Below are 24,621 nucleotides of genomic sequence, written 5' to 3' on the forward strand. Positions count from 1 at the left end.
CCCCGCGGGACCGTCCGACTTGGGACGCACGTCTAGAACCTTACGACGGGGGTGATGCCCGCAGTGACGGGACCGGACTCGGTGAGTGCGAGGTTCTCGGCCTGGCCGGGGTCGGTCACGACCTCCATGACCGTGTCCCTCTTGCCGGCCGCCGCCACCTTGTCGCGATCGAAGGTCACGAGCGGGTCGCCGGCATGGACCTTGTCGCCCTGCCTCACATGGACCTCGAAGCCGTCGCCGGCCATCTCCACGGTGTCGATGCCAATGTGGATGAGCACCTCCATGCCGTTGCCGAGCATGAGTCCCACGGCATGGCCGGTGTCGGCCATCATGACCGAGACGACGGCATCAGCGGGCGCCACGACCTGGCCGTCGCTGGGGTCGATCGCGACGCCGCGGCCCATGGTGCCAGAGGCGAAGACCTGGTCGTCCACCTCGGAGAGGGGCATGGCGGTGCCGGAGACCACGGCGCGCAGGGTCCCGTCGACGGCGAGTTCGAGGGGGGACTCGGTGGCGCTAGGGGCGGGTACCGCCGTGACCTCGTCGCCCTCGAGGGTGACGTCCTCGACGCCCGCGCCCCTGTCGATGCCCTTGCGCCTGCCCACCAGATAGGTGAGCGCGAACGGCACGACGACGGCGACGAGCATGCAGAGGGCGAAGGACAGGAAGTACTTGGAGTTGATCGAGAGTATGCCCGGCAGCCCGCCGACGCCGATGGCGTTGGCTGCAGTCGATGTGGCGGTGCAGATGATGCCCGCAATCGAGGAGCCGATCATGGCGCACACGAACGGGAAGACGTACTTGAGGTTGACGCCGAACATCGCGGGCTCGGTGACGCCTAGGTAGCAGGAGAGGCAGGCGGGGATGTTGACCTGCTGGGCATTCTCGTCCCTGCGCTGGAGCACGATCATGGCGAGCACGGCGGAGCCCTGCGCGATGTTGGAGAGCGCAATCATGGGCCAGAGCATGGTGGTGCCGGTGTCGGCGATGAGCTGCAGGTCGATGGCGTTGGTCATGTGGTGCAGGCCCGTGATGACGAGCGGGGCGTAGAAGCCGCCGAAGATGGCACCGAAGATGACGCGGAACTGGCCCGAGATGCCGGCCATGACCACGTTGCTGACCAAGGTGCCCAAGGCCCAGCCGATGGGACCGACGATGAAGTGCGCCGTCATGACGCCCAGCAAGATGGAGCAGAACGGCACGACGATCATCTGGACGATGGGCGGCGTGATCTTCTTGAAGAGGCGCTCGTAGTAGTTGAAGCAGATGGCAGCTAGGATGGCGGGGATGACCTGTGCCTGATAGCCGATCATGTGCACCTGGGCAAAGCCGAAGTCCCAGGTGTACTTGGCCCAGTCCCCGGCCGTGGCCCTGGCGACGCTGTAGGCGTTCATGAGCTGCCCAGAGACGAGCGTGAGGCCGAGCACGATGCCCAGCATGGGCGTCCCACCCATCTTCTTGGTGATGGAGTAGCAGATGCCCACAGGGATGCCGAGTTGGAACACGGCCTCGCCGATGAGCCACAGGAAGCCGTAGACGCCCGTCCAGAACTGGGAGAGCGAGGCGAGCGTCTGGTTGCCGTCGGGTCCGAAGTAGGGCATGTCTCCCAAGACGTTGCGGAAGCCCAGGATGAGGCCACCCGTGATGATGGCGGGGATGAGAGGCGCGAAGACCTCCGCGATGGCACCCATGGCCTTCTGGAGCGGGTTCTGGTTGCCCACGGCGGCCTTCTTGACGTCGGCCTTGGAAGCCTCCGACACGCCGGACACGGCGACGAAGTCGTCGTAGAAGTCGGCCACGTCAGTGCCGATGATGACCTGGAACTGTCCCGCCTGCGTGAAGCTCCCCTTGGCCGCAGGCAACGCCTCGATGGCCGGGACGTCAGCCTTGCTCGGGTCCGCCAAGGCGAACCTCATGCGCGTCACGCAGTGCGTGACGGCGACGATGTTCCCTCTGCCGCCGACGAGCCTGAGCATCTCCTCAGCGTCCTTCCGATACTTTCCCATGTGACCTCCGTTGTCTGGGGTCTCTCACCCCGCCTTTTGCCAGAACCTATTCAAATAGGTTCTGGCAACGAAGATACTCCATCCCTATTCAAATAGGTATGGAAACGGGTACGTGGCGGCGAACGGCAAGCATCAGTCGGCAAGCGGCGCGCTGATGCCACCCTGACGAGCGGGGTGCCCCAGACCTCTTCATTTTGTGAAGCCTCCCGGCTGGCAGTGCGGCTTCGCTACCATCAATATGATGGAGGCGTATAGATGGGAGCGCTGGCGCATGAAGGCGGTATACGGCCAGATCTATGAGGCGCTGCTCGATCAGATCCAGGGCGGCGACTACCCCTACCAGAGCTTCATTCCCTCGGAGGCAGAGCTATGCGAGCTCTATGCCTGCTCGCACAACACGGTGCGCCGAGCGGTCAGGCTCCTTACGCAGGAGGGCTACGTCCAGCCCATCAATGGCAAGGGCGTGCGCGTGATCTATCTGCCGTCTGAACGCGAGGACTTCTCGATGGGTGGCATCGAGACCTTCAAAGAGGCGGCGCGGCGGAACAACTTCGAGGCCGTGACCAAGGTTGTCAGCCTCGGGCACGAGATGGTCTCGAAGGCGTTTGCCCTCGAGAGCGGGTTTCCGGAGGGGTCGGACGTCACGCACGTGGAACGCGTCCGCCTCATGGACGGGCGTGCTCGGATCTTGGACCGCAACTGGTATCTTACCGGGCTGGTTCCGGACATCACCCCGGAGGTTGCGGCGGACTCCATCTACGCCTACATCGAGGGCACACTTGGCATGCGCGTCACCACGAGCAAGCGAACCTTCCTGGCCGAGAAGGCGAGGAGGGCCGACCGCGAGCTCTTGGACCTCGGAGGCTACGACTTCGTTGCCGTGGTTGTCAACCACACCTTCAACGACGATGGGGTCATGTTCGAGTACACCCAGTCGCGCCACCACCCCGAGCACTTCTCGTTTACCACGGTCGCCCTGCGCGACCAGCGCTAGCTGCCGTGGGTGCAGATGGCGCCCGCTCCCCGTCCCCCTGCAGAAAGGCCCTTCGGAGCGAAAGGTGCTCCAAAGGGGGGCCAGAAAAACCAAGACTCTTGATAGAGACGCTGCTTCGGAGCGGCCATACCGCGCCAGCCTAGAGCCAACCCCTAAATCGCGGCCATGTTCGCTGCGACGGAGGAATACCACGCCGATGCATTGGGCGGGCAGTACTTCTGCGCCATGGCATAGGTGAGATACCCGCCGTATCCAGAGGCAAGGCCGGCGGCGTGCGCGTAGATGGCTGTCTCCCAGCTGTCCCAACTCACACTGCCCCAGCCCCAGGCGTTGTGGGAGTAGGCGCAGTAGAGTCCCTTGCTGCTCTCGACGTTCGAGATTGCAGCCGAGAGGCGCGGGTCAATACCATACTCCCAGGCGGCCGCTGCAAACGTGCTGCCGTAGCCGGCCAGCGGAGAGCCGGCGAGATAGGCGTCAAGGCGCCCGCCCCACTGTGTTACGAAGCTGTCTTTGTCGCTCTGCCAGCTAACGTCGTCGGCGGAATTGCCGGAGTTCGAGCTGCCAGAGTTGCTCGAGCTATCGGAGCTGCTCGAGCTGCTGGAAGACTGCGGCACCTCGACGGTCGTCGTGTTGCCCGACTCGGTCTGGAAGGTCTGGCCCTCGCTCTGCGCCGCCTGCTGCAATGCCGCCTCGGCCTCCGCCTGCTGCGCAGCCTGCTCGTCTGCCATCTGCTGCTGCAGTGCCGTGCGCGCGGCCACTGCCGAGTCAAGGGCGTCTTGCGCGTTCTGACGCTCGGTCTCAGCCTGGGCAAGCTGGGAGTTGAGGTCCGCTTGCGTGTCCGAGAGCTCATCGGTGAGGTCTACCAGCGACTGGATCTGGTCGGTGTTGTATGAAGTCACAGAATCCAGGAATTGGATGGTGGACAGGAAGTCATAGAAGCTGTCGGACGAGAGGATAAGGTCGACCAGCCCCTGTGAACTCTGCTGCATCTTGTACTGCGCACGGATGCTCTGCGCGGCAGCAGCTCGCGCATCGGGAAGCTGTGCCTCAATCTCTGCAACGCGCTGCTGGTTGTCGTCAATCTGCTGCTCGAGCTGGGTGACCTTGTCGTTGGCGGTGTCAAGTGCCTCGTTGGTCTCCCCGACCTTTGCCTGGAGGTCATCGAGCGTATCGCCCCACGCTATGGCGGGTCTGGCGGCCCCGGCGCCGAGCGTGATGGCGCCGACGAGCGCTATGACAAGGGCTCCGGTACGTGCTGTAGACGGGAACGACAAAGGTCACCTCCGTGTCTGGCGGGTACGGCGCACACTCTGAGGTATGGCAAGTGCGCAGTTAGATAACCTTAGCGCGAAAATTGAGATATCACGTTTCCTGCAAAAAGTCTCAAGTCGTCATATAGGGTTGCAGCCCCCCCTGAGCGAGAGGGGCTGCAACCAAAAGCACATCGTCTACCAGCTAATTTACAAGTCATCTTCGCCTTACATCCAGACGGGAGAACAAGCTATGGGATTTCTGTGGGATGCCGCGAAGGTCACCAAGAAATCCGTGAGCGGATGGCGAGCTCCCGTGGCTGCGCTACTTCACCACGAGGACGTCGCAGGAAGTTGACCGGGTGAGGAAGGTGGAGATGGAGCCGAGAATTGCGTACTTGATGGACGAGAGCCCGCGTGCCCCGCAGATGACAAGGTCGGGCTTGACAACGTCAATCATGTCGTCCTTCAGGGTCTCGCGGATGCGCCCGGCCTTGACGATGACCTTGACGCTCTTGATCTGCGGCTCTGCTTCGGCTTCGGCGACCTGCTTGGCAATGGAATCGCGGAAGTCCTTCTCCAGCGAGGGGATGAGGTCGATGGGATAGGTGCCTGCGGTCTCGAGCGCGGTCGAGTCGATCACGTGCCCAATGTAGAGCTCTGCGTTGTCGTTGGCCGCCATCACGATGGCACGATGGAGCACCTCGGTCTGGCGTTCTGTCCCGTCAAGCGATACGAAGATTCTGTCGTACCCAAGGTCCTGATAGGTCTGGTTAGTCTCTGCCATGGCGTCCTCCTTTGTAAGCGTGCCGTAGGGCAACGCCTGCGCACTGCCCTACGGCAGGTTTACCCGTCACAGCGGCAATCTGGACGAGAAAAGGCGCGGGATGTGCGTCCCGCGCCCCTGAACGGCAGATGCCCTAGACGAGTGAGTCCACAAAGCCCACGCGATAGGCCCTGAAGACCGCGGCGCCTTCGTCCTGCGTTGCATCGAGGTCCACGTCGCCCCAGATGCCAAAGTCGTGGTCGTCGTCCGAGTCGCGGAACACCTGGTGGACGTGCCAGACGCGGTCGGTCCTCTCGTCTGCCTCGTCGATGTCGAGGTAGGCCGACGAGCGGGCGTCTGCGTCCAGCAGTATGCCCTCGTGCTCAGCGTGAAACGCGTCAAGCGCCTGCTGCCACACAACCGAGCGGTAGCCCCAGTCTGCATCAAGGTCGCCAAGCTCCTCGACCCTGCCTAGGGCAGCCAGTCGCACGCGGGCAAAGAGTGCGTTGCGTACGAGCAGGGTGAGACCGCGTCTGTCGTGGACGACCTCGTCTGCGATGGGGGCTGCCGGATTGGCGCCCTCGTCCTCGGTGCCGACGCCTTCCCACTCGTCGACGAGCGAGGAATCCGTGGTGCGCACAACAAGCCTGAGCCAGGTCACGATGTCGCCTAGGCGCTCATCGCGCTTCTCGGCGGGTACCGTGCGGTCAAGCACGCGGTAGGCGTCGGAGAGATAGCGCAACAGCGTTCCCTCCGAGCGGGCTATCTTGTAGCGTCCAATGTAGGTCTTGAAGTCACTCGCCGTCTCGACCATGTCGCGTAGGACGCTCTTGGGGCGTAGGCAGTAGTCGCTTGCCCAGGGAACCTTCTCGCAATATTCCGCAAAGGCCGTGTCGAGCAGCCCCTCGAGTGGCTTGGGATAGGTGACCTCCTGGGCGCGTTCCATGCGCTCCTCGTACTCGACGCCCTCTGCCTTCATGGCGGCGATGGCGGCACCCCGAGCCTCGCGCTCCTGAGCGCGCAGAATCTGGGGCGGGTCCTCGAGCGTCGCCTCGACCATCGAGATGAGGTCGAGCGCATAGGCCTCGCCCTCGGGGTCCAGAAGCTCGATGGCGGCGAAGAGGAAGGGCGAGAGGGGCTGGTCGAGCGCAAAGTCCTCGGGCAGGTCAACGGTGAGCAGGTAGGATGCCGTGCCGTCTGCCTCCTCGTGGCGCTCCACCACGCTGGCGTCGATGAGCGTGGCAAAGACCTCGTCGGTGCGCTGGGAGAGCGCGGCCTTCTCCTCGGACGTCTGGGCCGAGTCTTCGATGAGCTTGTGCGTGCGCATCCAGGCATCCCCGCCCTGCTCGATCTCTGCAAGCACCATGGAGTGCGTGATGCGCAGCCGTGGGCGGAGCTTCTCGGGCTCTGCCGCAATGAGCTGCTCAAAGGTCTGCTTGTTCCATCCCACGAAGTCCGATGGAGGCGTCTTCACCTTGATCTTCCTGGCGCGCTTGGGGTCGCCGCCTGCCTTTGCCAGGGCCTTGGCGCGCTCGATGTCGTACTCGGTGGCCTCGGCGATGACGCGGCCCTCGGTGTCGAAGCCGGCGCGACCCGCACGGCCTGCTATCTGGTGGAACTCGCGCGCGTTCAAGCGCCGCATGCGCCGCCCGTCGAACTTGGTGAGCTGGGTGAGGAGCACGGTGTGGATGGGCACGTTGATGCCCACGCCCAGCGTGTCGGTGCCGCAGATCACGGGGAGGAGGCCCTGCTGCGCGAGCTTCTCAACGAGCAGGCGGTAGCGCGGCAGCATCCCAGCGTGGTGCACGCCTACGCCCGTCAGGATGAGGCGCTTCAGGGTCTTGCCAAAGGTGGTCGTGAAGCGCGCGCCCTTGACGGCGTCCTTCAGGGCCTCGCGTTGCCCTTTGGACGAGACGCCATAGCTCGAGAGGGCCTGTGCGCTCTTGAGGGCGGCCTCCTGCGAGAAGTGCACGATGTAGAGCGGTGCGTCGCCGTCGCGAAGCGCCAGCTCGACCGTGCCCTCGAGCGGGGTCTCGACGAACTCGTAGGAGAGAGGCACCGGTCTGGGCGCGTCGAGCACCTGGTCGACGGCGCACCCGGTGTGCTCCTCCAGCGCGCTGGCGATGTCGGTGACGTCGCCCAGGGTGGCTGACATGAGCAGGAACTGCGTGTGGGGAAGCGCCAATAGCGGCACCTGCCACGCCCAGCCACGGTCGCGGTCGGCGTAGAAGTGGAACTCGTCTATGGCAACGCAGCCGATGTCGGCGTGCTCGCCAAAGCGCAGCGCGTCTTGGGCCAAGATCTCGGCCGTGCAGCAGATGACGGGTGCCTCGCTGTTTATCACCACGTCGCCCGTGATCATGCCCACGCTGTCCTTGCCGAGGAGGTCCACGAGGTTGAAGAACTTCTCGCTGACAAGCGCCTTTATGGGCGCCGTGTAGTAGGCGCGACGGTTCGTGCAGTTGGCGATGAAGAGCATGCCCACGGCCACCATGCTCTTGCCCGAGCCGGTGGGGGTGCCCAAGATCACGTGGTCACCCGAGGCTATGTCGAGAAGGGCCTCTTCCTGGTGGTCCCAGAGCCGCATCCCGCGTGACTCGACCCATCCGAGGAAGAGCTCGAGTGCGTCCTCGGCGGGGATGTTGGGGTAGGTCTCGTCATCTGGCCAGGGGATGAGACGCCCCAGCGAGCCTGGTCCGTTGGGGCCAAGGTCCACGGGGGTCGGCCCAGTTGCGTCGCTTGCTGTCGCGCTCATCGCTTGCCCCCCGAGCAGGGCTCGGCGCTGCCGGCCAGCTCCGCGCGCACCACATCCTGGAGGTGTCGTTCGGCGGTAGCCGTGGCCTCGGCGTCATCTGAGCGCCTTGCCTGACGGTAGGCTGCCATCGCCTGGGCAAACGGTCCCTCGACGAGGCTCTCCGGATCATCCTGCACATCCGCCGGTACACCCTGGGACGAAGTGCCGAAGGCCGTTCTCGCCCCGCCCGCCTCGAGCTGCTCGCGAAGTTGCTCGGCAAGCTTCCTGTCACTTTCGTCCATGCTGCCCTCCTCGGCCACCGGGGCCGGCCTCTCTTGCTATCCTGCGTTGTCTTCCATGCGCCCGCTGGCGGCGCGGAGCTTGGTGGTCTCGCGCCTGGCCCAAGTGGGCCTGTTCAGTATCGCACGTCCAACGCCTGCGAGGTCGCACGCACCTTGCTCGAGGAGCACCTCCGCTGCCATGCCCGTCTTGATGCCGCCTGCCAGGAGCACGGGCACGCCTACGGCCTGGCGGATGGGGGTTGACGAATCGGCAAACCAGCCCGGCATGTCCTCGTAGCCGGGCCTGCCGTAGTAGCACATGCCACCCGAGACGGATATGAGATTTGCGCCGCTGGCCTCCACCATGCGCGCGAGCTTTACGGCGTCAACGATGGCGTTGCCGCCGGGCAGGTAGTCGCAGCCGCCCAGACGCACCGAGACCGGATAGTCAGAGGGAAGCTCGGCTCGCATCGCGGCGAGGACCTCCAAAAGCAGCCGCGCCCTGTGGGCAAGCGGGCCTCCGTAGGCATCCTGCCGCTGGTTCGTGAGAGGCGAGAGGAACTGATTCAGCAGATACCCGTGCGCCGCGTGGATTTCGACTCCGTCGAAGCCGGCCGCGCAGGCACGGCGTGCCGCTGCCGAGAAGAGCTCGGGTATGAGCGCGATGTCATCGCCGCTCATGGGGCGGGGGAGCGGGTGGCCCACCTTGGCCCCGGGGCAGGTCGCAGCCGAAGGTGCCAGGGGACGCATGCCCGTGAGCGCCTCCGTGGCGGCCGAGCCCGCATGCGAGAGCTGCACAAAGACGGGGACGCCCTGGTCGTGTACGGTTGCGGCCTCGCGCTTGAGGCCCTCGACGTCTGCGTCGCGGGCAATGGACGCCTGGCGTGCCGTGGCGCGTCCCTCCTCGCAGATAAAGTGGTGGCCGCACTCGACAAGGCCGAGGTGGCCGCCGTGCGCCCGTGCGGCGTAGTGCTCGCAGAGGGCGGCTGTCACCTGACCTCGCGCGTCTGCCTTGCCCGTGGCGACAGGTACCATGACCAGGCGATTTCTCAGCGCGAGGCCACCTACGGCAAGCGGCTGGTCAAAGATCATGCATTCTCGCCTTCTGCTCCTGGGCACAGACGACGGCTGTCGCCAGCGCAACGCCAGCTTCGTTCGTGATGGAGATGCGCGGAGGGTCCATGTTGCGCGCGGCTAGGGTGCCAGCCAGGTGCCCCGTGACCGTGCAGACGGGTGCGCCTGACGGGGCGTCTGTGGTCTCCAGCTCGAGGGGATTGATTGCCGTGCCCGCAGGCAGCGCCCGCTCCAACGCGTCTATCGCCGCACGCTTTGCGGCGAGATGCCCGGCCACGTACTCGGCGGGGTCCCTGCGTGCCTCCGCCTGTGCGAGCTCGGCGGTCGTGAGCAGGTGGGCAATTCTGCCGTCTGCGCTCGCGGCAAGAAGGCGCTGCGCCGTGGCTATGCCCACGAGGCGCGTTCCCGTGGCATGTGTCCCCTCAGCCATGAAGTCCCTCTCGCCTCCGTGTTTCCCCGCAATGCATACCAGCATAGGGTAGCGCGGACGGAAGCTATTCGTGCGACTGGGCCCTTCGGGGAGGCCTCTTGCCGCTCTTGCCGTGCGGGGGTTTCTGACTGTCCCAAACCTCTTGCAGGATGCGCTGCGGAGACACGCCCAGCGCCTCGGCGTAGGCGTAGACCTCACCTAAGTGGAGCGAGCGGTCGCCGGACTCGAACTTCGAAATCATCGACTGGGACGAGTCAAGACGCTCTGCGACCTGTTCCTGCCTCAGGCCGGACTCGATCCTCAGCTTGCGGAGGACCTTTCCTACGAGTCTGTCGGCAATTTCATACATGCGCGGGAATGTAGACCCCCACGCGCAACATTCAAAAATGGAATATTCTTGTGTCTGCCGGGCAAACAACGCTATGTGGCAGGTGATACCTTGGAAAACCCACAAGATGAGCTCCACGGTTGCGCAGACATCGCCAGGGCGCTCGCCCGCCAGGCCGCCAGCGACCCCGTTTCGCCGGAGTCGCTCGACCTTCTCGCCGACAAGATCGAAGAAGCGGCGCGCCTGCTCGACGGGGAGCGCATCGAGCGTTGGGTGGAGGTCATTCGTGATGACAATGGCGTCGAGCGCGAGGTCCACACCCAGACGCGTTAGGTTGTGTTTGTCTGTGCGGGAGCGGGGCTATATCCCGTAGTCGAAGAAGGACGAGACGTGCACGGTGACGCAGCCGGTCTCTTGGTCGACAAGGTCGAGCGTCTTTACCGTGTCCTCGACGATGGCCACACGCCTCTCGGGAATGCCCAGCTCGCGCGCGAGCCGGCGGAGGAACTCGACCTTCTCGGCCTTCTGCGTGACGGTCACGACGTGGCTGGGGTCTAGCTCGTAGCAGCGCGTGACAAAGGCCCGCTTGCCGAGGGTCTCGAAGTCGCTTGCCTGAGAGCAGGCCCACACGTGGTCTGCGCCCTTGTCCGCGATGAAGCGCTGGATCTGCGGAACGGGGCGCGAGCTGGCATAGGGGTCGTGCGTGCGCACGTAGTCCTCCCAGTCCTCGTCGGGACAGGCGCTATGGGAGAGCTCGCCAAACTCGTAGATCGCGAGCACGCCGTCGATGTCGAAGACCACGGCGGTCTGTGGTTCTAGCAGGTAGTCCATGAGCCTGGTCATGCGCGTCCCTTCTCTGCGCTGCGGTAGTGTGCCTCGGAGTTTATCGCCTCTCTCAAACTCACACCTGGCTAGCCGGGCGAGCGCAGGGGTTTCCAAGAAAGGTTTCTCAGGGCGTGCGGTCAGCGATAAGGGGTATGCGTACGCACGATGCGGGATTCTGGGAATGCGTACCCGACGGCTTTCCCACCCTGCGGAGCTCGTCGCTCCTTCTGAAACGCCGTAAGCGCCCTCTGGGCAAACGTGAGGGCGTTTCAGAAAAAGCGGTGAGCTGCGAGAATCGCAGGGGCCTGAGCTGACACGCCAACGCCCAAGTGGGTAGACGGAGTAGTGTTCGGTATGTCTTCAATGCCCCACCGGGCAGGAAGAAGGTTGCCATGGCTCTCGATGCCAAGGTCGCAGACGCTCTCAACACACAGATCAACGAGGAGCTCTACTCGGCTTACCTCTACCTCACCTTCGCCGACTACTACGAGGAGCGCGGTCTTAAGGGCTTTGCGAACTGGTACATGATCCAGGTGCAGGAGGAGGTTGCGCATGCCAAGATCCTCCGCCGCTACCTCTTGGACAACGACTATCCGGTCAAGATGGCAGCCATCGCCGAGCCGGACAAGACCTTCTCGAGCGATATCGACCCGCTCGAGGCCGGTCTCGAGCACGAGCGCCACATTACGGCTTGCATCAACAGGTGCTACCAGGCTGCGTATGACGTGCACGACTTCCGTACGATGCAGCTGCTCGACTGGTTTGTGAAGGAGCAGGGCGAGGAGGAGACCAACGCCTCCGACATGGTCAAGAACATGGAGCTCTTCGGCTCTGACCCCAAGGGGCTCTACGACCTTGACCGCGAGTATCAGACCCGCGCCTTTGTGGCGCCTACGATGCCGATGTAGGGATGTAGGCTCTCACTTCTCGCATAGTCGCCCTTCACGAGGGGCGTGGTGGACGCAGGCAGTCCGCCGCGCCCCTCGCTGTGCCTAAAGCCACGCCTCGTTGACGTTTTCTCAAAACTGTTCGTTGCCACACATTCTCTCCACAATCTATGATTGAAGTCATCTCGTTGACAGGGTGTCAGCCAAGGAGGTGTGTCCCATGCGTGGTGAGATTGGTCAGGCGCGACGCGAGCAGGTCATTGCCGCAACCCGCTCGCTCTACGAGGAGCGGGGGATCGATTGCGTCTCGGTAAAGGACATCGCCGACAGGGCAGGCATCACGCGCAGCCTCTTCTACCATTACTTCTCAAGCCGCGACGAGGTCACCGACGCCATCCTCGACGACTATGTGCTCCGACTTCGAGAGTGCCTGTCACTTCTTCGCCCTGGGCGAGACCACGTGGGTTACCTCTGAGGGGGCGACGCAGCTCGCAGGCTGGAACAACGTCTTCAACGGGATCGCTGGCCTCATCAACATCTTCTGCATGACCGCCTGGTGGAACGTCTACTCCTCCAAGGACGGCCGAGACATGCTGTGGCCGGACATGACCTGGGTCTTCATCGTTGCCTATGACATCTGGAACTTCTGCTACACGTACAACTGCCTGCCCCACCATGCCTGGTACTGCGGCCTGGCGCTGCTGCTTGCCCCCACGGTTGCAAACGCCGTGTGGAACAAGGGCGCCTGGATCCAGAACCGCGCCAACACGCTGGCCATCTGGTGCATGTTCGCTCAGGTCTTCCCTGCGTTCCAGGAGGAGTCCGTCTTCGTGACCCACTCGACGCTCGACCCTGTGGCAGCAACCACAGTCTCGCTCATCGCGCTTGCAGCCAGCGTCGCCGCCATCTGCACAATCGCCTACCGTGCGAAGAGGCTGGGCGTCAACCCCTACAAGCAGGACGTCTTTGTTGGCACCCGTGACTTTGGCCAGGCCACGGCCCGCCGCGCAGACCTCGCGGCGTAGGGCACGCCGAGCGGGGACGTGTTCCCAATACGCATGCGGGGTGCCAGCCTGTGCTGACGCCCCGCGTTTTGTGCCGCCTGCGCGTGTGCGCTACTTCACGCCGTACTTCTCGTAGTACTCGGCAATGGCGTCCTTGAGCTGGGGGGTAACCACCGTACCCTCGAGCGCCTCGACGACCTCGGCCATGGTCACGATGCTTGCGACAGGAAATCCATAGCGCTCCTGGATCTCCTCCTGGGCGCTCACCCTGCCGCCCTTGCCAACCTCCATGCGGTTAAGGCTCACGATGAGGCCCTTGACCTCCACGTCTGCGGCCGAGCAGACCTTCGGGTACGTCTCGTCGATGGACTTTCCCGAGGTGGTGACGTCCTCGATCATGACCACGCGGTCACCGTCCCGAAGCTGGTGGCCGAGAAAACCGCCCTTGTCGGCACCGTGGTCTTTGGCCTCCTTGCGGTCGGAGCAGTAGCGAACCTCCTTGCCGTAGAGCTCGTCCATGGCAATGGCGCAGCTCACGGCCAGCGGGATGCCCTTGTACGCGGGCCCGAAGAGCACGTCGAAATCAAGGCCGAAGCTGTCGTGGATGGCGCGGGCGTAGAACTCTCCCAGGCGCTTGAGCTGGGAGCCTGTCACATAGGCTCCGGCGTTCATGAAGAACGGGGACTTTCTGCCGCTCTTGAGCGTGAAGTCGCCAAACTTGAGAACGTGGCTCTCGACCATGAAGTCGATGAACCCGCGCTTGTACTCCTCCATCGTGGTCCTTCCCTCGGGTGTCTGCCTCGGTGTGATTCTACGTCCAGGGCTGCGTTGCGCGTACGGCGGGGCCTGCAAGACCGGCGGATTCCTCGACTGCTCGCGCAATGAGCCCGAAGCCTTCCTGGTCTTCTGCTGAGAAGCGCGTCGGGTGTGGGCTATCGCAGTCGAGAACTCCCCAGACGCGGTGTGTGCCATCTGCCCTTGGGACGGAGAGCGGAACCACCAGCTCTGAGCGCGAGGCAGCGTCGCAGGCAATGTGCCCGGGGAAGGCGCGAACGTCGGGGACGAGGACGCTGCGCCTCTCGGCGGCCGCCGTGCCGCACACGCCCTTGCCAAAAGGAATCGTGACGCAGGCGATGTGCCCCCAAAACGGGCCAAGTACCAGCGTGTCGTTGGGTGTGGCCACGTAGAAGCCCACCCAGTTGACGTCATCGAGCCTCTCGCCGAGAAGCGCTGCAACGTTGGCGAGTGCGGGCACCCAGCCTGGTGCCCGCATGGCGAGCGAGCGCACCTGGTCTGCGAGGAGCTGGTAAGCGTCGACGTCTTGCTGCACGGCAAGCCATCCCTTCTCGGCATACGAAAGAATCGGGCACCGGCTCTGCCGGCGACCCGATTCTACGGCTTTCTCGCTGTGCGTCTACCTCTCGGCAGGCTTGGCGTCGCGCTGCCCATGGCCACCCCTGCGGCCGTGCCCCTCGCCATGGCAGCATCCGTGGCCGTGACCATTGTGGGGGCCGTGTCCGCAACCGTGGTGCGGTCCCTCGCCAAGATCGGTGAGCTTCTTCTCGACTTCTGCGGTTGCCTTGTCTACGAGCCTGCCCAACTCGGCGCGCTCCTCCTCAGTGAGCGAGTCAAAGGCGTCAAGATGCTGGCGCACCTCATCTGCCGGCGGCATGGCGGCGCGTCCGGCCTCGGTGAGGGTTACGGTGGTGACGCGCGCGTCCTCGTTGGAGCGCCCACGCTCCACATAGCCCTTCTCCTCGAGCTTTGCGAGCAGCTCCGATACGGACTGCTGGCGCATGTCGAGTCCCTCCTGCAGCTCTCTCTGGGTGACCTGCGGGTTCTCCCTGAGGAGGGAAAGCACGCGGCCCTGCCCTCTGAGGGGGTCACCCGCAGCGCCGCGGGCGTGGGCGCTTGCCATGTAGTAGTGGTGGACGAGGTGCCCGAGCCTCGAGACCCTGTGCTCGAGCGAGCCGTCCCCGTGGTGGCAGGCGTGAGCCCTGTGGTTGGTGTGGATGTGCCTCTCGTTGGAATTCGCGCTCTTCATATGAGCCGTCCTTTCGTCTTGCCTGCACCCGAAGCGCGGCTGTCACGCTTAACAACAGGTACCTGTGCAACTGGGGACGATACTAACAGGTACCTGTTGAACCTTGCGAGAACGGGTTCGAGCCCCATCATCCCTCCACAAATAACAGGTACCTGTGTAGGCTGATGGCGAGAGAAGCGGCTGCCGTCTCCCGGCATGCGTTTCTCGCCTGTCTCGCTGCGATATGATGGGTCGGTTAACGCGCTCGACACAGTTCTGGAGGAAGGAAGTCTCTTGGATCGCACAAGGATCGCCGCGCTGTACGCGGACATGGACCAGCTTGGCGGCACCAAGCTCGTGGTTGCGGGGTGGGTTCGCTCCATCCGAGACATGAAGAACTTTGGCTTTGTCACCCTGAACGACGGAAGCTGCTTCAAGGACCTGCAGGTTGTTGTCAACAGAGAGCGCCTTGGTGACGAGGAGTACGAGGGGATCGTTGGACAAAACGTGGGCGCGGCCCTTGTCGTCCACGGGACGCTTGCCCTCACGCCAGACCGTCCGCAGCCTTTCGAGCTGCAGGCGGCATCCGTTGCCGTCGAGGGCATCTCCGCACCCGACTACCCCATGCAGAAGAAGCGCCAGACGCGCGAGTTCCTGCGCACCCAGCAGCACCTGCGCAGCCGCACCAACCTCTTCCGTGCGGTCTTCCGCGTGCGCAGCGTGGCGGCCTTCGCCATTCACCGCTTCTTCCAGGAGCGCGGCTTCCTCTATGTGAACACCCCCATCATCACGGCAAGCGACGCCGAGGGTGCCGGCGAGATGTTCCGCGTGACCACCATCGACCCGGCCAACCCGCCGCTCACCGAGGATGGCAAGGTCGACTACAGCAAGGACTTCTTTGGCAAGCCCACCAACCTCACGGTGTCCGGCCAGCTTCAGGGCGAGAACTTCGCCATGAGCTTTGGTGACGTCTATACCTTTGGCCCCACCTTCCGTGCCGAGAACTCCAACACGCGTCGCCACGCAGCGGAGTTCTGGATGGTCGAGCCCGAGATGGCCTTCTGCGACCTTGAGGGCGAGATGGACGTCTCGGAGGAGATGCTCAAGTACGTCATCAACTACGTGATGGGGCACTGCCCGGACGAGTTGGACTTCCTCAACAGGTGGGTGGACAAGGGCCTCAAGGACCGTCTTCATCACGTTGCCACGAGCGACTTTGCCCGCGTGACCTACACCGATGCCGTGAAGGTCCTCGGGGATGCCCAGAACTCGGGCACGATGTTCGAGTACCCCGTCTCTTGGGGCGTTGACCTGCAGACCGAGCACGAACGCTACCTTACCGAGAAGCACTTCAAGCGCCCGACGTTCGTGACGGACTACCCGCGCGACATCAAGGCGTTCTACATGCACCTGAACGACGATGGCAAGACCGTTGCCGCTGCAGACTGCCTGGTCCCCGGCATTGGCGAGATCATCGGCGGCTCCCAGCGCGAGGAGCGCCTGGGCGTGCTTCGTGACCGCATCAAGGAGCTGGGTATGGATCCCGAGCAGTACAAGTACTACCTTGACCTGCGTCGCTATGGAGGCTGCCACCATGCGGGCTTTGGACTGGGCTTCGAGCGCCTGGTCATGTACTTCACGGGCGTCGACAACATCCGCGATGTGCTGCCGCACCCGCGCACCGTGGGCAACGCGGACTTCTAAGGAACCCGCTTGGCGCTGGATGGCGCCCGAAGCCCAGGTTTGCGACGGGGTTGCCGAACAAACGCGCCCTCCGGCGCCAAAACGGCACCGGAGGGCGTTCCTCTGGGAAGTGCTGTCGGGAAGGGGCCTTGTGGCGTCACGCCCGCGGCGCTTCGCCGCCCATCTCCCAGGAGCACGCACGCTCGCAGGTGGCATGCATGGTGACCAGCAGCGTGTCCACGGTGGGGAACCACCTGGTGGAGAGAACCGCCGCACCGTGGTTTGCATAGATCTCGACGGTAGAGCCGTCAATCAGCACGCGCAGGTCGTGCAGGCTCTCGAGCGGCAGTATGCGCTCGGTGCGTCCAGCCGCGGCCCTCTCGTCCACAAATGCCATGCTCAGCTGGCCTGCCCCTGCAGAGAAGGAGAGCTCAAGCGCCCCATCGAGCCCCAGCTCAAGGTCGCCTTCGATGCCTTCGAGCTCAATGTCGGCATAGTGGTGGGGGAGAATCGCGCCCACTGCCGGGTCCACGGGCTGAGAAAAGCCACGCAGCCCGTCGATCTCGGTCACCGGCCACTGGCAGAGAAGGCCATCCTTGCCTACCGAGACCTCGCGCGGCACGGTGAGGCAGTGGCACCACGCAAGGCCATCCGGCGCTGAGGTGTAGTCCGCGTCTGGCATGCCCATCCAGCCGATGAGGATGCAACGGTCCCTCTCGTCCCTAAACACCTGTGGCGCGTAGAAGTCAAAGCCATAGTCAAGCTCAACGAAGCAGCTCTCGTCCACCACCTGCGTATCGAGCACGCTCTGCGGCAGCGGGAAGTACCCTGCCTGGTAGACGTTTTGCCAACGCGCCTCTCCCGAGGGCAGCCCCTGCGGGCATACTACCAGGTAGTCGTGGCCGTCCAGCTGAATGACGTTGGGACACTCCCACATGTATCCAAAGGGGCGCTCGGACTCGATTCGCCCGCGGTAGGTCCACGCCACGGCGTCGGTGGACTCGTAGAGCAGGACATCGCCCACGTCATCCGCGCGGCGTGCGCCCAGCATCATGTAGTAGCACCCGTCCTGCTCCCAAACAAAGGGGTCACGCACGTGGCGGGTGAGGTCCGAGGGGTAGTCCTCAGGGCGGAGAAGGACCTGCTTCTCCGAGAAGGACAGGCCGTCCTCGCTCGTGACCATGACCTCGTTTGCGTCACGCCCCGTGTGGATGTGGTCGCCCTCGTACTTCACGTTGCCGGTGTAGTAGAGCCGCATGAGGTCGCGGCCATCCGGGGCACCACCATGCACGACGAGCGCGGAGCCCGAGTACGCACCGTCCTTGTCCTCGGGGATGGAAGGGACCAGGGCCTCCCCAAGGTCCTCCCAGCTCACAAGGTCGCGGCTCGCAAAGTGCCCCCAGCCCTTCTTGCCGGGTGCCGGCCAAGAGGGATCTGCCTGGTAGAAGACGTGGTAGGTGCCATGGAACTGGCAGAGGCCGTTTGGGTCGTTGAGCCAGCCCGTGTGTGGAGCCAGGTGATAGCGCGTTGTCCAGCGCTCGTGCGCGGCGGTCATGGTGCTCCTCTCGGGTGAAAGGCGTTCCTCATTAGGGTAAAGCGCGGGCAGCCGCAAAGCGACCGCCCGCGCAACGATGTGCATGGGGTTCTATCTGGTGGCCACTACGGCGTCGCCAGCCTTGACCTCACCGGTGGCAAGCTGGTCGACCGAGGCATATGCGTCGGTGTTCGTGATGACGAGCATCGTCGTGGCCGCCTTGCCAGCGGCCTCGATGGCGGAGAGGTCAGCGTCCATGAGGACGTCGCCGCGCCTTACGCGGTCGCCCACCTTGGCGTGAGGCGTGAACGGCTCGCCCTTGAGCTCCACCGTGTCGATGCCAATGTGGATGAGGACCTCGGCGCCGGAGTCGGAGAGAAGCCCTAGGGCGTGTCCGGTCTCGGCGACAACGGTCACCGTGCCGTCGACGGGCGAGACGATCCGGCCGTCCGTGGGCTCCACGGCAATGCCCTTGCCCATGGCGAGAGAGGCGAAGACGGGGTCGGAGACATCTGCGAGCGCGACAGCGGTCCCCGTGGCGGGGGAGCCGATGGTCTCGGGGACGACACCAGCGGGAGCACCTGCTGCCTCGGCCTTCTCCTCGGCCTCGAAGGCGTGGTCCTCGTCAGCCGCGGCAGCGGTCTCGGCGGCCACCCTGCCTGCGTCTGCCGGGGGCTGCTCGTCGCGGTAGACCATGGTGGTGAGCCCGAAGGCAACGCCAAAGGCGACGGCGAACATGATGATGTACTGGACGGGCTGGGCGATGCAGAGCAGGATGCCAAAGATGCCAGTGACACCGATGCCCGTGGCGGCGAGCTGCGTGACGGAGCAGATGAAGGCGCCCACGGCGGCGCCGATCATGCCACAGACGAAGGGCTTCATCTTGGGGAGGTTGACGCCGAAGATGGCCGGCTCGGTGATGCCCAGCAGGCAGGAGATGCCGGAGGGTACGGCGAGGGCCTTGGTCTTCTCGGAGCGCGTCCTGAGCGCCACGGCCAGGCAGGCGCCGCCCTGCGCGATGTTGGCGGCCGATGCGATGGGCAGCCAGTAGGTGACGCCCAGGTTGGAGAGCATGCCGATGTCGATGGCGGTGTACATCTGGTGCAGGCCGGTGACCACCGACGGGCTGTAGATGAGGCCGACCACGATGGCACCAATGCCAAAGGGCACGCTGAGCAGGAACTGCAGAAGACCGAGGATGTTGTTCTCGAGCCACACGAAGATGGGGCCGATGAACAGGATGGTGATGTAGGCGGCCAGGGACACGGAGACGAGCGGCGTCACGAAGAGGTCGAACATCTCGGGGACGACCTTGTGCAGGCGCTTCTCGAAGAAGCAGAGAATCCAGACGCCCACGAGGATGGGGATGACGTGGCCTTGGTAGCCAATCCACTGGATGCTGTAGAGGCCAGGGATGACGTCGAGTACGGGAATGGAAGTGATGCCGGGGACCTTGCCAGCCAGGATATTGGCGACTTGGTTGGCATTGATGAAGTCGGAGCTGATGAGTAGGGCACCGAACGATGCACCAAGGTAGGGGTTGCCGCCGAAGACGGTCGCCGCTGAGAAGCCGAGCAGGATCTGCAGGTTGGCAAGGGCGCAGGCATTGATGAGCCCAGCGATCTTCCACCACACGTTGGCGGTGTCGAGCACAAAGAGACCGGCGCCCTCGGGGGCGGGGGTGCCCATGAACTGGATGGCGCTCATGATGCCCATGAGCATACCGGAGGCCACGATGGCGGGGATGATTGGCACAAAGACGTCCGAGAGGACCTTGATGGCGCGCTGGAACGCATTGCCCTGGTTGGCGGCGGCCTCCTTGGCCTCGGCCTTCGTGGCAGCGGTGACGCCGGACTGCTTGATGAACTCGTCGTAGACCTTATCGACGGTGCCGGTACCAAAGATTACCTGCAGCTGGCCGGCTGCCTGGAAGTTGCCCTTTGCACCAACGACGTCATCGAGCTTGGCCTTGTCAACCTTCGAATCATCGGCAATGACCAGGCGTAGGCGTGTGGCGCAGTGTGCGGCCGAGACAATATTGCCCGAGCCCCCAATGGCCTCCAAGACCTCACGCGCCGCCTGTGCGTAATCCAAAGCCATGCATGCTCCCTTCCCCTCTTGGTTTCGTAGATGTGGAACCGTTCCCACAATAGATTTCATGGAGTAAAGAGCTGTTTAAACTAATTACTTATGAAATCGTTCTCATAAGCTCAATGGTAGTCAAAGGCTGGCCATGCAAATGTGGATTGTAGGAATAACGGTGAGTGGTAGAAAATCAGACGCGAACGGTACGACATCATTGCGCTGGGTTAGCGCGTGCTGGTGCGCGCATAGATTTCATAGCCCATGCGGAGTTCGCGGGGGACACCATCTCCGTCGGTCATGGCATCCACCAACATCTTTGCCGCTTCGACACCGCTCGTTTGGTAGTAGAAGTGCACCGTGGTGAGGCTGGGGATCATGATCTTCGAGAGCTTGGAGTCTCCCACACCTGTGACCTGGACGTCTTCGGGGATACGCTTGCCGTACTCACGCAGGCAGGTCATGGCGCCAAAGGCGATGTCATCCGTGGCGCAGACAAGCGCGTCAACATCGGGCACGGCGTCGAGGACCTTCTCGGCGCAGAGATAGCCTGAGTCCACCGTGAACGTGGCGCTCTGCTGGGCCTCGGGAGCTACGACCACGCCCATGCTGCTGCAGGCGTCGAGGAACGCACGATGCCGCTCGAGGCCTGCCGCCACGTCCTTCTCGTACACCCCTATGTAGCCAGGCTTGTGCGCGGTCTTGAGAAGCGAGTGCGTGAGGTCGTAGACGGCGTGGTAGTCGTCCTGGTAGACGCATGAGTGGGCATCAAGGCGCTGGCCCAATATGACCACGGGGATGTTAAGCGAGTCGATGGCACGATGGTGCGCGTGGGTGAAGACCGTTGCGATGAGGATGATTCCGTCGACCTTGTTGCGCTCGGCAAAGAGGTTGAGGTAGTCGACCTCGACCTTCTCGTCGTTGTCCGTGTTGGCGAGAAGAACCTGGTAGCCGTCTCGACTCAGCACCTTGGTAATGCCAGCTACCATGCGGCCGATGGAGTGCGAGTTGACCTTGGGAATGATGACGCCCACGAGCTTGGTCTTGCCCGTGCGCAGCGTGCGTGCCTGCTGGGAGGGGACATACCCCGTCTCGTTAATCACATGCGCGATGAGCTCACGCTTCTCCTTTGAGACGTAGCCGTCATTGAGGTAGCGCGAGACCGTCGCCCGGGAGACCCCGGCGAGCTTTGCAATCTCGTTTATGTCCACGTCTACCTGCCTTCCGTTTCCCTGGGGATCCCCCGCGCATCCTGAGAACGATACCAGACGAAAAGGGGCAATGCCTTACGAAAGCGGTGAGGGGTGTGGGGTAAGCTTTTGGACGGAGCGCCGCTCGTGTGGGTGACAAGGAAGGAGCGCACCATGCTGATGGAAGACGTGCGTGAGCGCATCGTCGCGTTTGGAAAGCGGATTGCTACGGAGGGCCTTGCCGTTGGGACGAGCGGGAACCTCTCGGAGTATGACCCCACGACTGGCCTTATGGCCATAAGCCCCTCCGGGCTTGGGTACTTCGATACCACGCCCGAAGACATCGTGGTGCTTCGCCTGGACGGCACTGTGGTTGAGGGCACCCGTCGGCCGTCCTCCGAGGCGCCGCTGCATGTCGAGGTCTATCGTCGTCGCCCTGCGGCTCGCGCTGTGGTACACACGCACTCGCCCTATGCGACCACGCTGGCTGCACTCGCCGAGCCCATTCGCGCGGTGCACTTTACGATTGCAGACTCCGGAGCCGAAGAGGTGCCCCTCTCGCCCTATGCTACCTTTGGCACACCGGAGCTTGCCGCCTCGGTGGGCAAGGCCTTTGGTGAGCACCCCGAGACAAGCGCGGTGCTCATGGAAAGCCACGGCCTTGTCGCCTGTGGGCCCAATATGGCTGCTGCGTTCGGCTTGGCCGTCAACCTGGAGTTTGTTTCGCGCATCCAATGGCAGGCCGAGTGCGCGGGCACGCCGCGCGTGCTCTCGGGTGAGGAGGTCATGGGCGTCGCGAAGCGCTTTGAGGTGTATGGTCAGCCCGCTGATGGCAAAGAATAGTTGCCCCGTGCGGGAGTGCATGGGTGTGTCTGCTGGGTCTTCCCCCAAGTGAAGGAGCATGTGATGGACGAGAACCACGTGAACGGCTGGCCGTTGCGCTTTGACTCCGAGGGGCACTTCCGCGTGCTGCAGCTCTCCGACATCCAGGAGGTCTCGCATGTGCGCAACGACACGATGGCGCTTATCCGCGCGGCCCTCGACGAAGCGCGGCCGGACCTTGTGGTGCTCACCGGCGACCAGATCAAGGGCTATGCGATGGAGTTTTCGCTTGCCGATGGCGCGGCGCGTGCCCGCACGGTGGTGCGAAAGGTCTGCTCCCCCATGATCGAGCGGAACATTCCGTTTGTTGTCACCTATGGCAACCACGACCGCCAGTGCGGCGTTGGGAACGAGGAGCAGGAGGGCTGGTACAGGGCCATTCCCGGGTGCGTGAACGAGCTTGTGGCATCTCGCGAGCCCGCGCTCTACCGTAGTGCCGGGACGCTTGCCGTGCCTGTGTTGTCGCACGGTCGAGAGGACATCTGCCTTGCCGTGATGATGGCAGACTCCGGTGCGGGCACGGGTGTCGGCGGCTACGAGCCCTTTGACCCCGCCGTGACCTCATGGATCACAGGCTGTGCGCACGGCCTTGCGGAGCGGATGGGACACCAGGTGCCTTGCATTCTCTATCAGCACATACCGCCTGCCCAGGTATATGACTGCCTGTGCGACGCCTTTGGTGCCGAGCGTGGCGTCCCGGGGTTTCGCGCCCACTACCGACCCGGCCACACGCTCGTTCCCATCGACGACCTGCGGGTGTCCGGAGAGCTTCGGGAACCCGTGTGCGGTTCCGACACGGACACCGGCGAGATTGCCGCCCTCGCTCGCGAGGGAAGCACGTTTGCGGTCTACTTTGGCCACGATCACAAGAACACGCTTGTCTGCCGCTGCGGCGACATCGACCTTGGCTATGCACCCGCCGCCGGCTTTGGCTCCTACGGGCCAGGCACCTCGCGTGCGGCTCGTCTCTTCACCTTTGACGAGCAGGACCCTGCGCGCTATGTGACGCGCCTTCTCACCTACGCGGAGCTCGTTGGTCCTCGAACGGAGCGCCCCCTTACGGATTGGGCGTCCGAGCGGGTCCCCCTCACGGCGGAGGAGGCTCGCGAGGCGGTTCGCCCTGCGTTGCCGGCGCTTGGTGCGGCGGCGGTCGCGGCGCTTGCGCTCGGTGTGGCAAAGCGGCAGAGGAAGGGCAGGTAGATGGCCGAGAAGAAGCAAGGCGAGATCGCTGGCCGCAGTCTTGCCGTGCTCAACGTGAGGCGCACCGTCCTGGTGACGCTGCCCTTCATGGGGGCGCTCACGTTCTGGCAGGCCTACGACGGCCTGGTCCCCCTCATGTTCAAGAATACCTTTGGCATGGGCGATACCTCGACCGGCGTTTTTATGTCGCTCGACAACGTGCTGGCGCTCTTCATGCTCCCACTCATGGGAGCGCTTTCCGATTGCACGACTACGCGGTGGGGCAGGCGTACGCCGTTTATCGTTGTGGGTGCGCTTCTCGCTGCGGCGCTGACCCCGCTTATCGCAGTGGCTAACGGCATGCACAACCTGCCATTCTTTGTGACGGTGCTCGTAGCGACGCTTGTCGTGCTCTCAATCTACCGTTCTCCCTCCGTGGCGCTCATGCCCGACGTCACGCCGCGTCCGGTGCGCAGCAAGGCCGACGCCTTCAACTCGCTTATGGCCGCCGTGGGCGGCGTCATTGTGCTTGTCGCCATCTCGCTGCTTGTCCCTGCCGAGGAAAATCCGGACTACATTCCCGTCTACCTCGTCATCTCCTTCATGCTTTTGATGACGACCATCATCTTCATGGTGTTCTTCCGCGAGCCTAGGGAAGTCGGGGCGATGCACCACGAAAGTGCCGAGCTCGGCATCCCCGAGGATGAGATCGAGGCCTCTGACGAGGGTGGCAAGGAGCGCGAGAAAGATCCGGTGAGGAGGCGCTCCCTTGCCTGCGTGCTTGCCTGCGTCTTCTTCTACTTTATGGCGAACAATGCCGTGACCAGCGGAATTTCTCGTTACGCAGACGTGGTGTGGGACATGGCCGGGGGTTCCTACGCGCAGGTGCAGACTGTGGCCACGCTTGCGGCGATTGTCGCCTACATGCCCATGGCCGAACTCTCCTGCAGGATAGGGCGAAAGGTTACGACCTACGTTGGCATTGCGCTTATGGTGGCGTCCCCGCTGCTCATCTCAGGTGCCTCAGAATTCTCAATCATCATCTACATGTGGGTGGCCGCCTTTGGCATAGGTATGGCGACGGTATCACTCACCGTGTATCCCATGATCATGGAGCTGGCGAGCGCCAACTCGACGGGGCGCTACACCGGGCTCTACTATACGGCAAGCATGTCGGCGCAGATAGTAACGCCCATTCTTTCCGGTGCCGTCATGCAGTTTGTGGGCTACCGATATCTCTACGTCTACGTTGCGGTTTGCGCTGCTATCTCGGCCGTGCCGCTGCCGTTCGTGAAGAATGTGGACTCGCTCACCATGGATGAGGTGCGCGAGCGCCAGGCTGCTGCAGGAGAGGGGGAGCCTGGGTAACGCTACCGCATGCACCAGTGACGCCGAAAGCCCCCCTTCCGACGTGATACATAGAGAGACCCTCCGGCGCCGGGTTCACACCGGAGGGTCTCTCTATGCAG

Annotated in this window: 23 protein-coding genes and 1 pseudogene; 9 read left to right on the top strand and 15 right to left on the bottom strand. The window is 63.6% G+C overall.

Features of this window, described 5'->3' with window-relative positions; all coding sequences use genetic code 11:
* Positions 1 to 32: 32 nt before the first annotated feature.
* Positions 33 to 2,006 carry a PTS system trehalose-specific EIIBC component gene (gene treP / locus E0E00_RS12405; RefSeq protein WP_130812857.1) on the bottom strand — a complete coding sequence of 658 codons (1,974 nt, stop codon included), beginning with the start codon at positions 2,004 to 2,006 and terminating at the stop codon, positions 33 to 35.
* Positions 2,007 to 2,277: 271 nt separating this feature from the next.
* Here treP and E0E00_RS12410 point away from each other — a divergent pair, with 271 nt between their 5' ends.
* A complete protein-coding gene (locus E0E00_RS12410) occupies positions 2,278 to 3,000 on the top strand; it encodes a UTRA domain-containing protein (protein WP_130812858.1) in 723 nt (240 codons plus the stop codon).
* A 152-nt stretch (positions 3,001 to 3,152) separates the two neighbouring features.
* Here E0E00_RS12410 and E0E00_RS12415 read toward each other — a convergent pair whose 3' ends face one another.
* The 7 genes from E0E00_RS12415 to E0E00_RS12445 form a co-directional block, all read right to left on the bottom strand.
* Positions 3,153 to 4,274, bottom strand: a complete 1,122-nt coding sequence (locus E0E00_RS12415; RefSeq protein WP_242622266.1) for a hypothetical protein — start codon at positions 4,272 to 4,274, stop codon at positions 3,153 to 3,155.
* A gap of 301 nt (positions 4,275 to 4,575) precedes the next feature.
* The gene (locus tag E0E00_RS12420) at positions 4,576 to 5,037 is read right to left on the bottom strand and encodes a universal stress protein (protein ID WP_130812859.1); all 462 of its coding nucleotides are present in this window, start codon (positions 5,035 to 5,037) and stop codon (positions 4,576 to 4,578) included.
* 133 nt (positions 5,038 to 5,170) lie between these two features.
* Positions 5,171 to 7,771, bottom strand: a complete 2,601-nt coding sequence (locus tag E0E00_RS12425; protein ID WP_130812860.1) for an RNA helicase — start codon at positions 7,769 to 7,771, stop codon at positions 5,171 to 5,173.
* Positions 7,768 to 8,052 carry a hypothetical protein gene (locus E0E00_RS12430; protein ID WP_130812861.1) on the bottom strand — a complete coding sequence of 95 codons (285 nt, stop codon included), beginning with the start codon at positions 8,050 to 8,052 and terminating at the stop codon, positions 7,768 to 7,770. Before E0E00_RS12430 ends, E0E00_RS12425 begins: the two co-directional genes overlap by 4 nt.
* A gap of 36 nt (positions 8,053 to 8,088) precedes the next feature.
* Positions 8,089 to 9,123, bottom strand: coding sequence for an NADH:flavin oxidoreductase (locus tag E0E00_RS12435; protein WP_130812862.1), 1,035 nt, complete (start codon positions 9,121 to 9,123; stop codon positions 8,089 to 8,091).
* Positions 9,113 to 9,535: a hypothetical protein gene (locus E0E00_RS12440; RefSeq protein ID WP_130812863.1), complete on the bottom strand. Its 423-nt coding sequence runs from the start codon at positions 9,533 to 9,535 to the stop codon at positions 9,113 to 9,115. The genes E0E00_RS12435 and E0E00_RS12440 overlap by 11 nt, the downstream gene beginning before the upstream one ends.
* Positions 9,536 to 9,599: 64 nt before the next feature.
* A complete protein-coding gene (locus tag E0E00_RS12445) occupies positions 9,600 to 9,884 on the bottom strand; it encodes a helix-turn-helix domain-containing protein (protein ID WP_130812864.1) in 285 nt (94 codons plus the stop codon).
* Between the two features lie 90 nt (positions 9,885 to 9,974).
* Here E0E00_RS12445 and E0E00_RS12450 point away from each other — a divergent pair, with 90 nt between their 5' ends.
* Complete coding sequence (locus tag E0E00_RS12450) at positions 9,975 to 10,196, top strand: hypothetical protein (protein WP_130812865.1); 222 nt, start codon at positions 9,975 to 9,977, stop codon at positions 10,194 to 10,196.
* A gap of 27 nt (positions 10,197 to 10,223) precedes the next feature.
* Here E0E00_RS12450 and E0E00_RS12455 read toward each other — a convergent pair whose 3' ends face one another.
* Positions 10,224 to 10,706, bottom strand: coding sequence for a hypothetical protein (locus E0E00_RS12455; protein ID WP_130812866.1), 483 nt, complete (start codon positions 10,704 to 10,706; stop codon positions 10,224 to 10,226).
* A gap of 374 nt (positions 10,707 to 11,080) precedes the next feature.
* Between E0E00_RS12455 and E0E00_RS12460 the strand changes: the two genes are divergently transcribed.
* The 3 genes and pseudogenes from E0E00_RS12460 to E0E00_RS12470 form a co-directional block, all read left to right on the top strand.
* Positions 11,081 to 11,596 (top strand): ferritin, encoded by a 516-nt coding sequence (locus tag E0E00_RS12460; protein ID WP_130812867.1) that lies wholly within the window; start codon positions 11,081 to 11,083, stop codon positions 11,594 to 11,596.
* Between the two features lie 199 nt (positions 11,597 to 11,795).
* Complete coding sequence (locus tag E0E00_RS12465) at positions 11,796 to 12,050, top strand: TetR/AcrR family transcriptional regulator (RefSeq protein ID WP_130812868.1); 255 nt, start codon at positions 11,796 to 11,798, stop codon at positions 12,048 to 12,050.
* Positions 11,989 to 12,600 (top strand): annotated as a pseudogene (locus E0E00_RS12470) (DUF5692 family protein); the annotation flags it as partial. The gene E0E00_RS12465 and the pseudogene E0E00_RS12470, both read left to right, overlap by 62 nt.
* Before the next feature lie 90 nt (positions 12,601 to 12,690).
* On the opposite strand, the gene pyrE reads toward E0E00_RS12470, so the two are convergent.
* The 3 genes from pyrE to E0E00_RS12485 all read right to left on the bottom strand — a co-directional run bounded on the left by pyrE (position 12,691) and on the right by E0E00_RS12485 (position 14,623).
* Positions 12,691 to 13,353, bottom strand: a complete 663-nt coding sequence (gene pyrE, locus E0E00_RS12475; RefSeq protein ID WP_130812869.1) for an orotate phosphoribosyltransferase — start codon at positions 13,351 to 13,353, stop codon at positions 12,691 to 12,693.
* A gap of 37 nt (positions 13,354 to 13,390) precedes the next feature.
* On the bottom strand, positions 13,391 to 13,909 hold the full coding sequence (locus E0E00_RS12480) for a GAF domain-containing protein (RefSeq protein WP_371683406.1): 519 nt from the start codon (positions 13,907 to 13,909) through the stop codon (positions 13,391 to 13,393).
* 84 nt (positions 13,910 to 13,993) lie between these two features.
* Positions 13,994 to 14,623 (bottom strand): MarR family winged helix-turn-helix transcriptional regulator, encoded by a 630-nt coding sequence (locus E0E00_RS12485; protein ID WP_130812870.1) that lies wholly within the window; start codon positions 14,621 to 14,623, stop codon positions 13,994 to 13,996.
* Positions 14,624 to 14,896: 273 nt separating this feature from the next.
* Here E0E00_RS12485 and asnS point away from each other — a divergent pair, with 273 nt between their 5' ends.
* Positions 14,897 to 16,306 carry an asparagine--tRNA ligase gene (asnS, locus tag E0E00_RS12490; RefSeq protein ID WP_130812871.1) on the top strand — a complete coding sequence of 470 codons (1,410 nt, stop codon included), beginning with the start codon at positions 14,897 to 14,899 and terminating at the stop codon, positions 16,304 to 16,306.
* Between the two features lie 136 nt (positions 16,307 to 16,442).
* Here the strand turns inward: asnS and E0E00_RS12495 are convergent, their stop codons facing one another.
* The 3 genes from E0E00_RS12495 to E0E00_RS12505 all read right to left on the bottom strand — a co-directional run bounded on the left by E0E00_RS12495 (position 16,443) and on the right by E0E00_RS12505 (position 21,112).
* The gene (locus tag E0E00_RS12495; protein ID WP_130812872.1) at positions 16,443 to 17,840 is read right to left on the bottom strand and encodes a glycoside hydrolase family 32 protein; all 1,398 of its coding nucleotides are present in this window, start codon (positions 17,838 to 17,840) and stop codon (positions 16,443 to 16,445) included.
* 90 nt (positions 17,841 to 17,930) lie between these two features.
* On the bottom strand, positions 17,931 to 19,919 hold the full coding sequence (locus tag E0E00_RS12500; protein ID WP_130812873.1) for a PTS beta-glucoside transporter subunit IIBCA: 1,989 nt from the start codon (positions 19,917 to 19,919) through the stop codon (positions 17,931 to 17,933).
* A gap of 209 nt (positions 19,920 to 20,128) precedes the next feature.
* Positions 20,129 to 21,112: a LacI family DNA-binding transcriptional regulator gene (locus E0E00_RS12505; RefSeq protein WP_130812874.1), complete on the bottom strand. Its 984-nt coding sequence runs from the start codon at positions 21,110 to 21,112 to the stop codon at positions 20,129 to 20,131.
* A gap of 153 nt (positions 21,113 to 21,265) precedes the next feature.
* Between E0E00_RS12505 and E0E00_RS12510 the strand changes: the two genes are divergently transcribed.
* From E0E00_RS12510 to E0E00_RS12520, 3 genes are all read left to right on the top strand, one after another.
* On the top strand, positions 21,266 to 21,934 hold the full coding sequence (locus E0E00_RS12510) for a class II aldolase/adducin family protein (protein WP_130812875.1): 669 nt from the start codon (positions 21,266 to 21,268) through the stop codon (positions 21,932 to 21,934).
* Between the two features lie 63 nt (positions 21,935 to 21,997).
* The gene (locus tag E0E00_RS12515; RefSeq protein WP_130812876.1) at positions 21,998 to 23,173 is read left to right on the top strand and encodes a metallophosphoesterase; all 1,176 of its coding nucleotides are present in this window, start codon (positions 21,998 to 22,000) and stop codon (positions 23,171 to 23,173) included.
* The gene (locus tag E0E00_RS12520) at positions 23,174 to 24,520 is read left to right on the top strand and encodes an MFS transporter (RefSeq protein WP_130812877.1); all 1,347 of its coding nucleotides are present in this window, start codon (positions 23,174 to 23,176) and stop codon (positions 24,518 to 24,520) included.
* The last annotated feature ends 101 nt before the right edge of the window (positions 24,521 to 24,621 follow it).

Origin of the sequence: Olsenella sp. Marseille-P4559, assembly GCF_900605015.1 — a bacterium.
Taxonomy (GTDB): domain Bacteria; phylum Actinomycetota; class Coriobacteriia; order Coriobacteriales; family Atopobiaceae; genus Tractidigestivibacter.

Coding starts and splice junctions, on each gene's coding strand:
- E0E00_RS12425 (WP_130812860.1), bottom strand. CDS start 7,771: ATGAGCGCGACAGCAAGCGACGCAACTGGGCCGACCCCCGTGGACCTT.
- treP (WP_130812857.1), bottom strand. CDS start 2,006: ATGGGAAAGTATCGGAAGGACGCTGAGGAGATGCTCAGGCTCGTCGGC.
- E0E00_RS12515 (WP_130812876.1), top strand. CDS start 21,998: ATGGACGAGAACCACGTGAACGGCTGGCCGTTGCGCTTTGACTCCGAG.
- E0E00_RS12430 (WP_130812861.1), bottom strand. CDS start 8,052: ATGGACGAAAGTGACAGGAAGCTTGCCGAGCAACTTCGCGAGCAGCTC.
- E0E00_RS12410 (WP_130812858.1), top strand. CDS start 2,278: ATGAAGGCGGTATACGGCCAGATCTATGAGGCGCTGCTCGATCAGATC.
- pyrE (WP_130812869.1), bottom strand. CDS start 13,353: ATGGAGGAGTACAAGCGCGGGTTCATCGACTTCATGGTCGAGAGCCAC.
- E0E00_RS12435 (WP_130812862.1), bottom strand. CDS start 9,123: ATGATCTTTGACCAGCCGCTTGCCGTAGGTGGCCTCGCGCTGAGAAAT.
- E0E00_RS12465 (WP_130812868.1), top strand. CDS start 11,796: ATGCGTGGTGAGATTGGTCAGGCGCGACGCGAGCAGGTCATTGCCGCA.
- E0E00_RS12495 (WP_130812872.1), bottom strand. CDS start 17,840: ATGACCGCCGCGCACGAGCGCTGGACAACGCGCTATCACCTGGCTCCA.
- E0E00_RS12460 (WP_130812867.1), top strand. CDS start 11,081: ATGGCTCTCGATGCCAAGGTCGCAGACGCTCTCAACACACAGATCAAC.
- E0E00_RS12455 (WP_130812866.1), bottom strand. CDS start 10,706: ATGACCAGGCTCATGGACTACCTGCTAGAACCACAGACCGCCGTGGTC.
- E0E00_RS12520 (WP_130812877.1), top strand. CDS start 23,174: ATGGCCGAGAAGAAGCAAGGCGAGATCGCTGGCCGCAGTCTTGCCGTG.
- E0E00_RS12420 (WP_130812859.1), bottom strand. CDS start 5,037: ATGGCAGAGACTAACCAGACCTATCAGGACCTTGGGTACGACAGAATC.
- E0E00_RS12485 (WP_130812870.1), bottom strand. CDS start 14,623: ATGAAGAGCGCGAATTCCAACGAGAGGCACATCCACACCAACCACAGG.
- E0E00_RS12440 (WP_130812863.1), bottom strand. CDS start 9,535: ATGGCTGAGGGGACACATGCCACGGGAACGCGCCTCGTGGGCATAGCC.
- E0E00_RS12500 (WP_130812873.1), bottom strand. CDS start 19,919: ATGGCTTTGGATTACGCACAGGCGGCGCGTGAGGTCTTGGAGGCCATT.
- E0E00_RS12510 (WP_130812875.1), top strand. CDS start 21,266: ATGCTGATGGAAGACGTGCGTGAGCGCATCGTCGCGTTTGGAAAGCGG.
- E0E00_RS12445 (WP_130812864.1), bottom strand. CDS start 9,884: ATGTATGAAATTGCCGACAGACTCGTAGGAAAGGTCCTCCGCAAGCTG.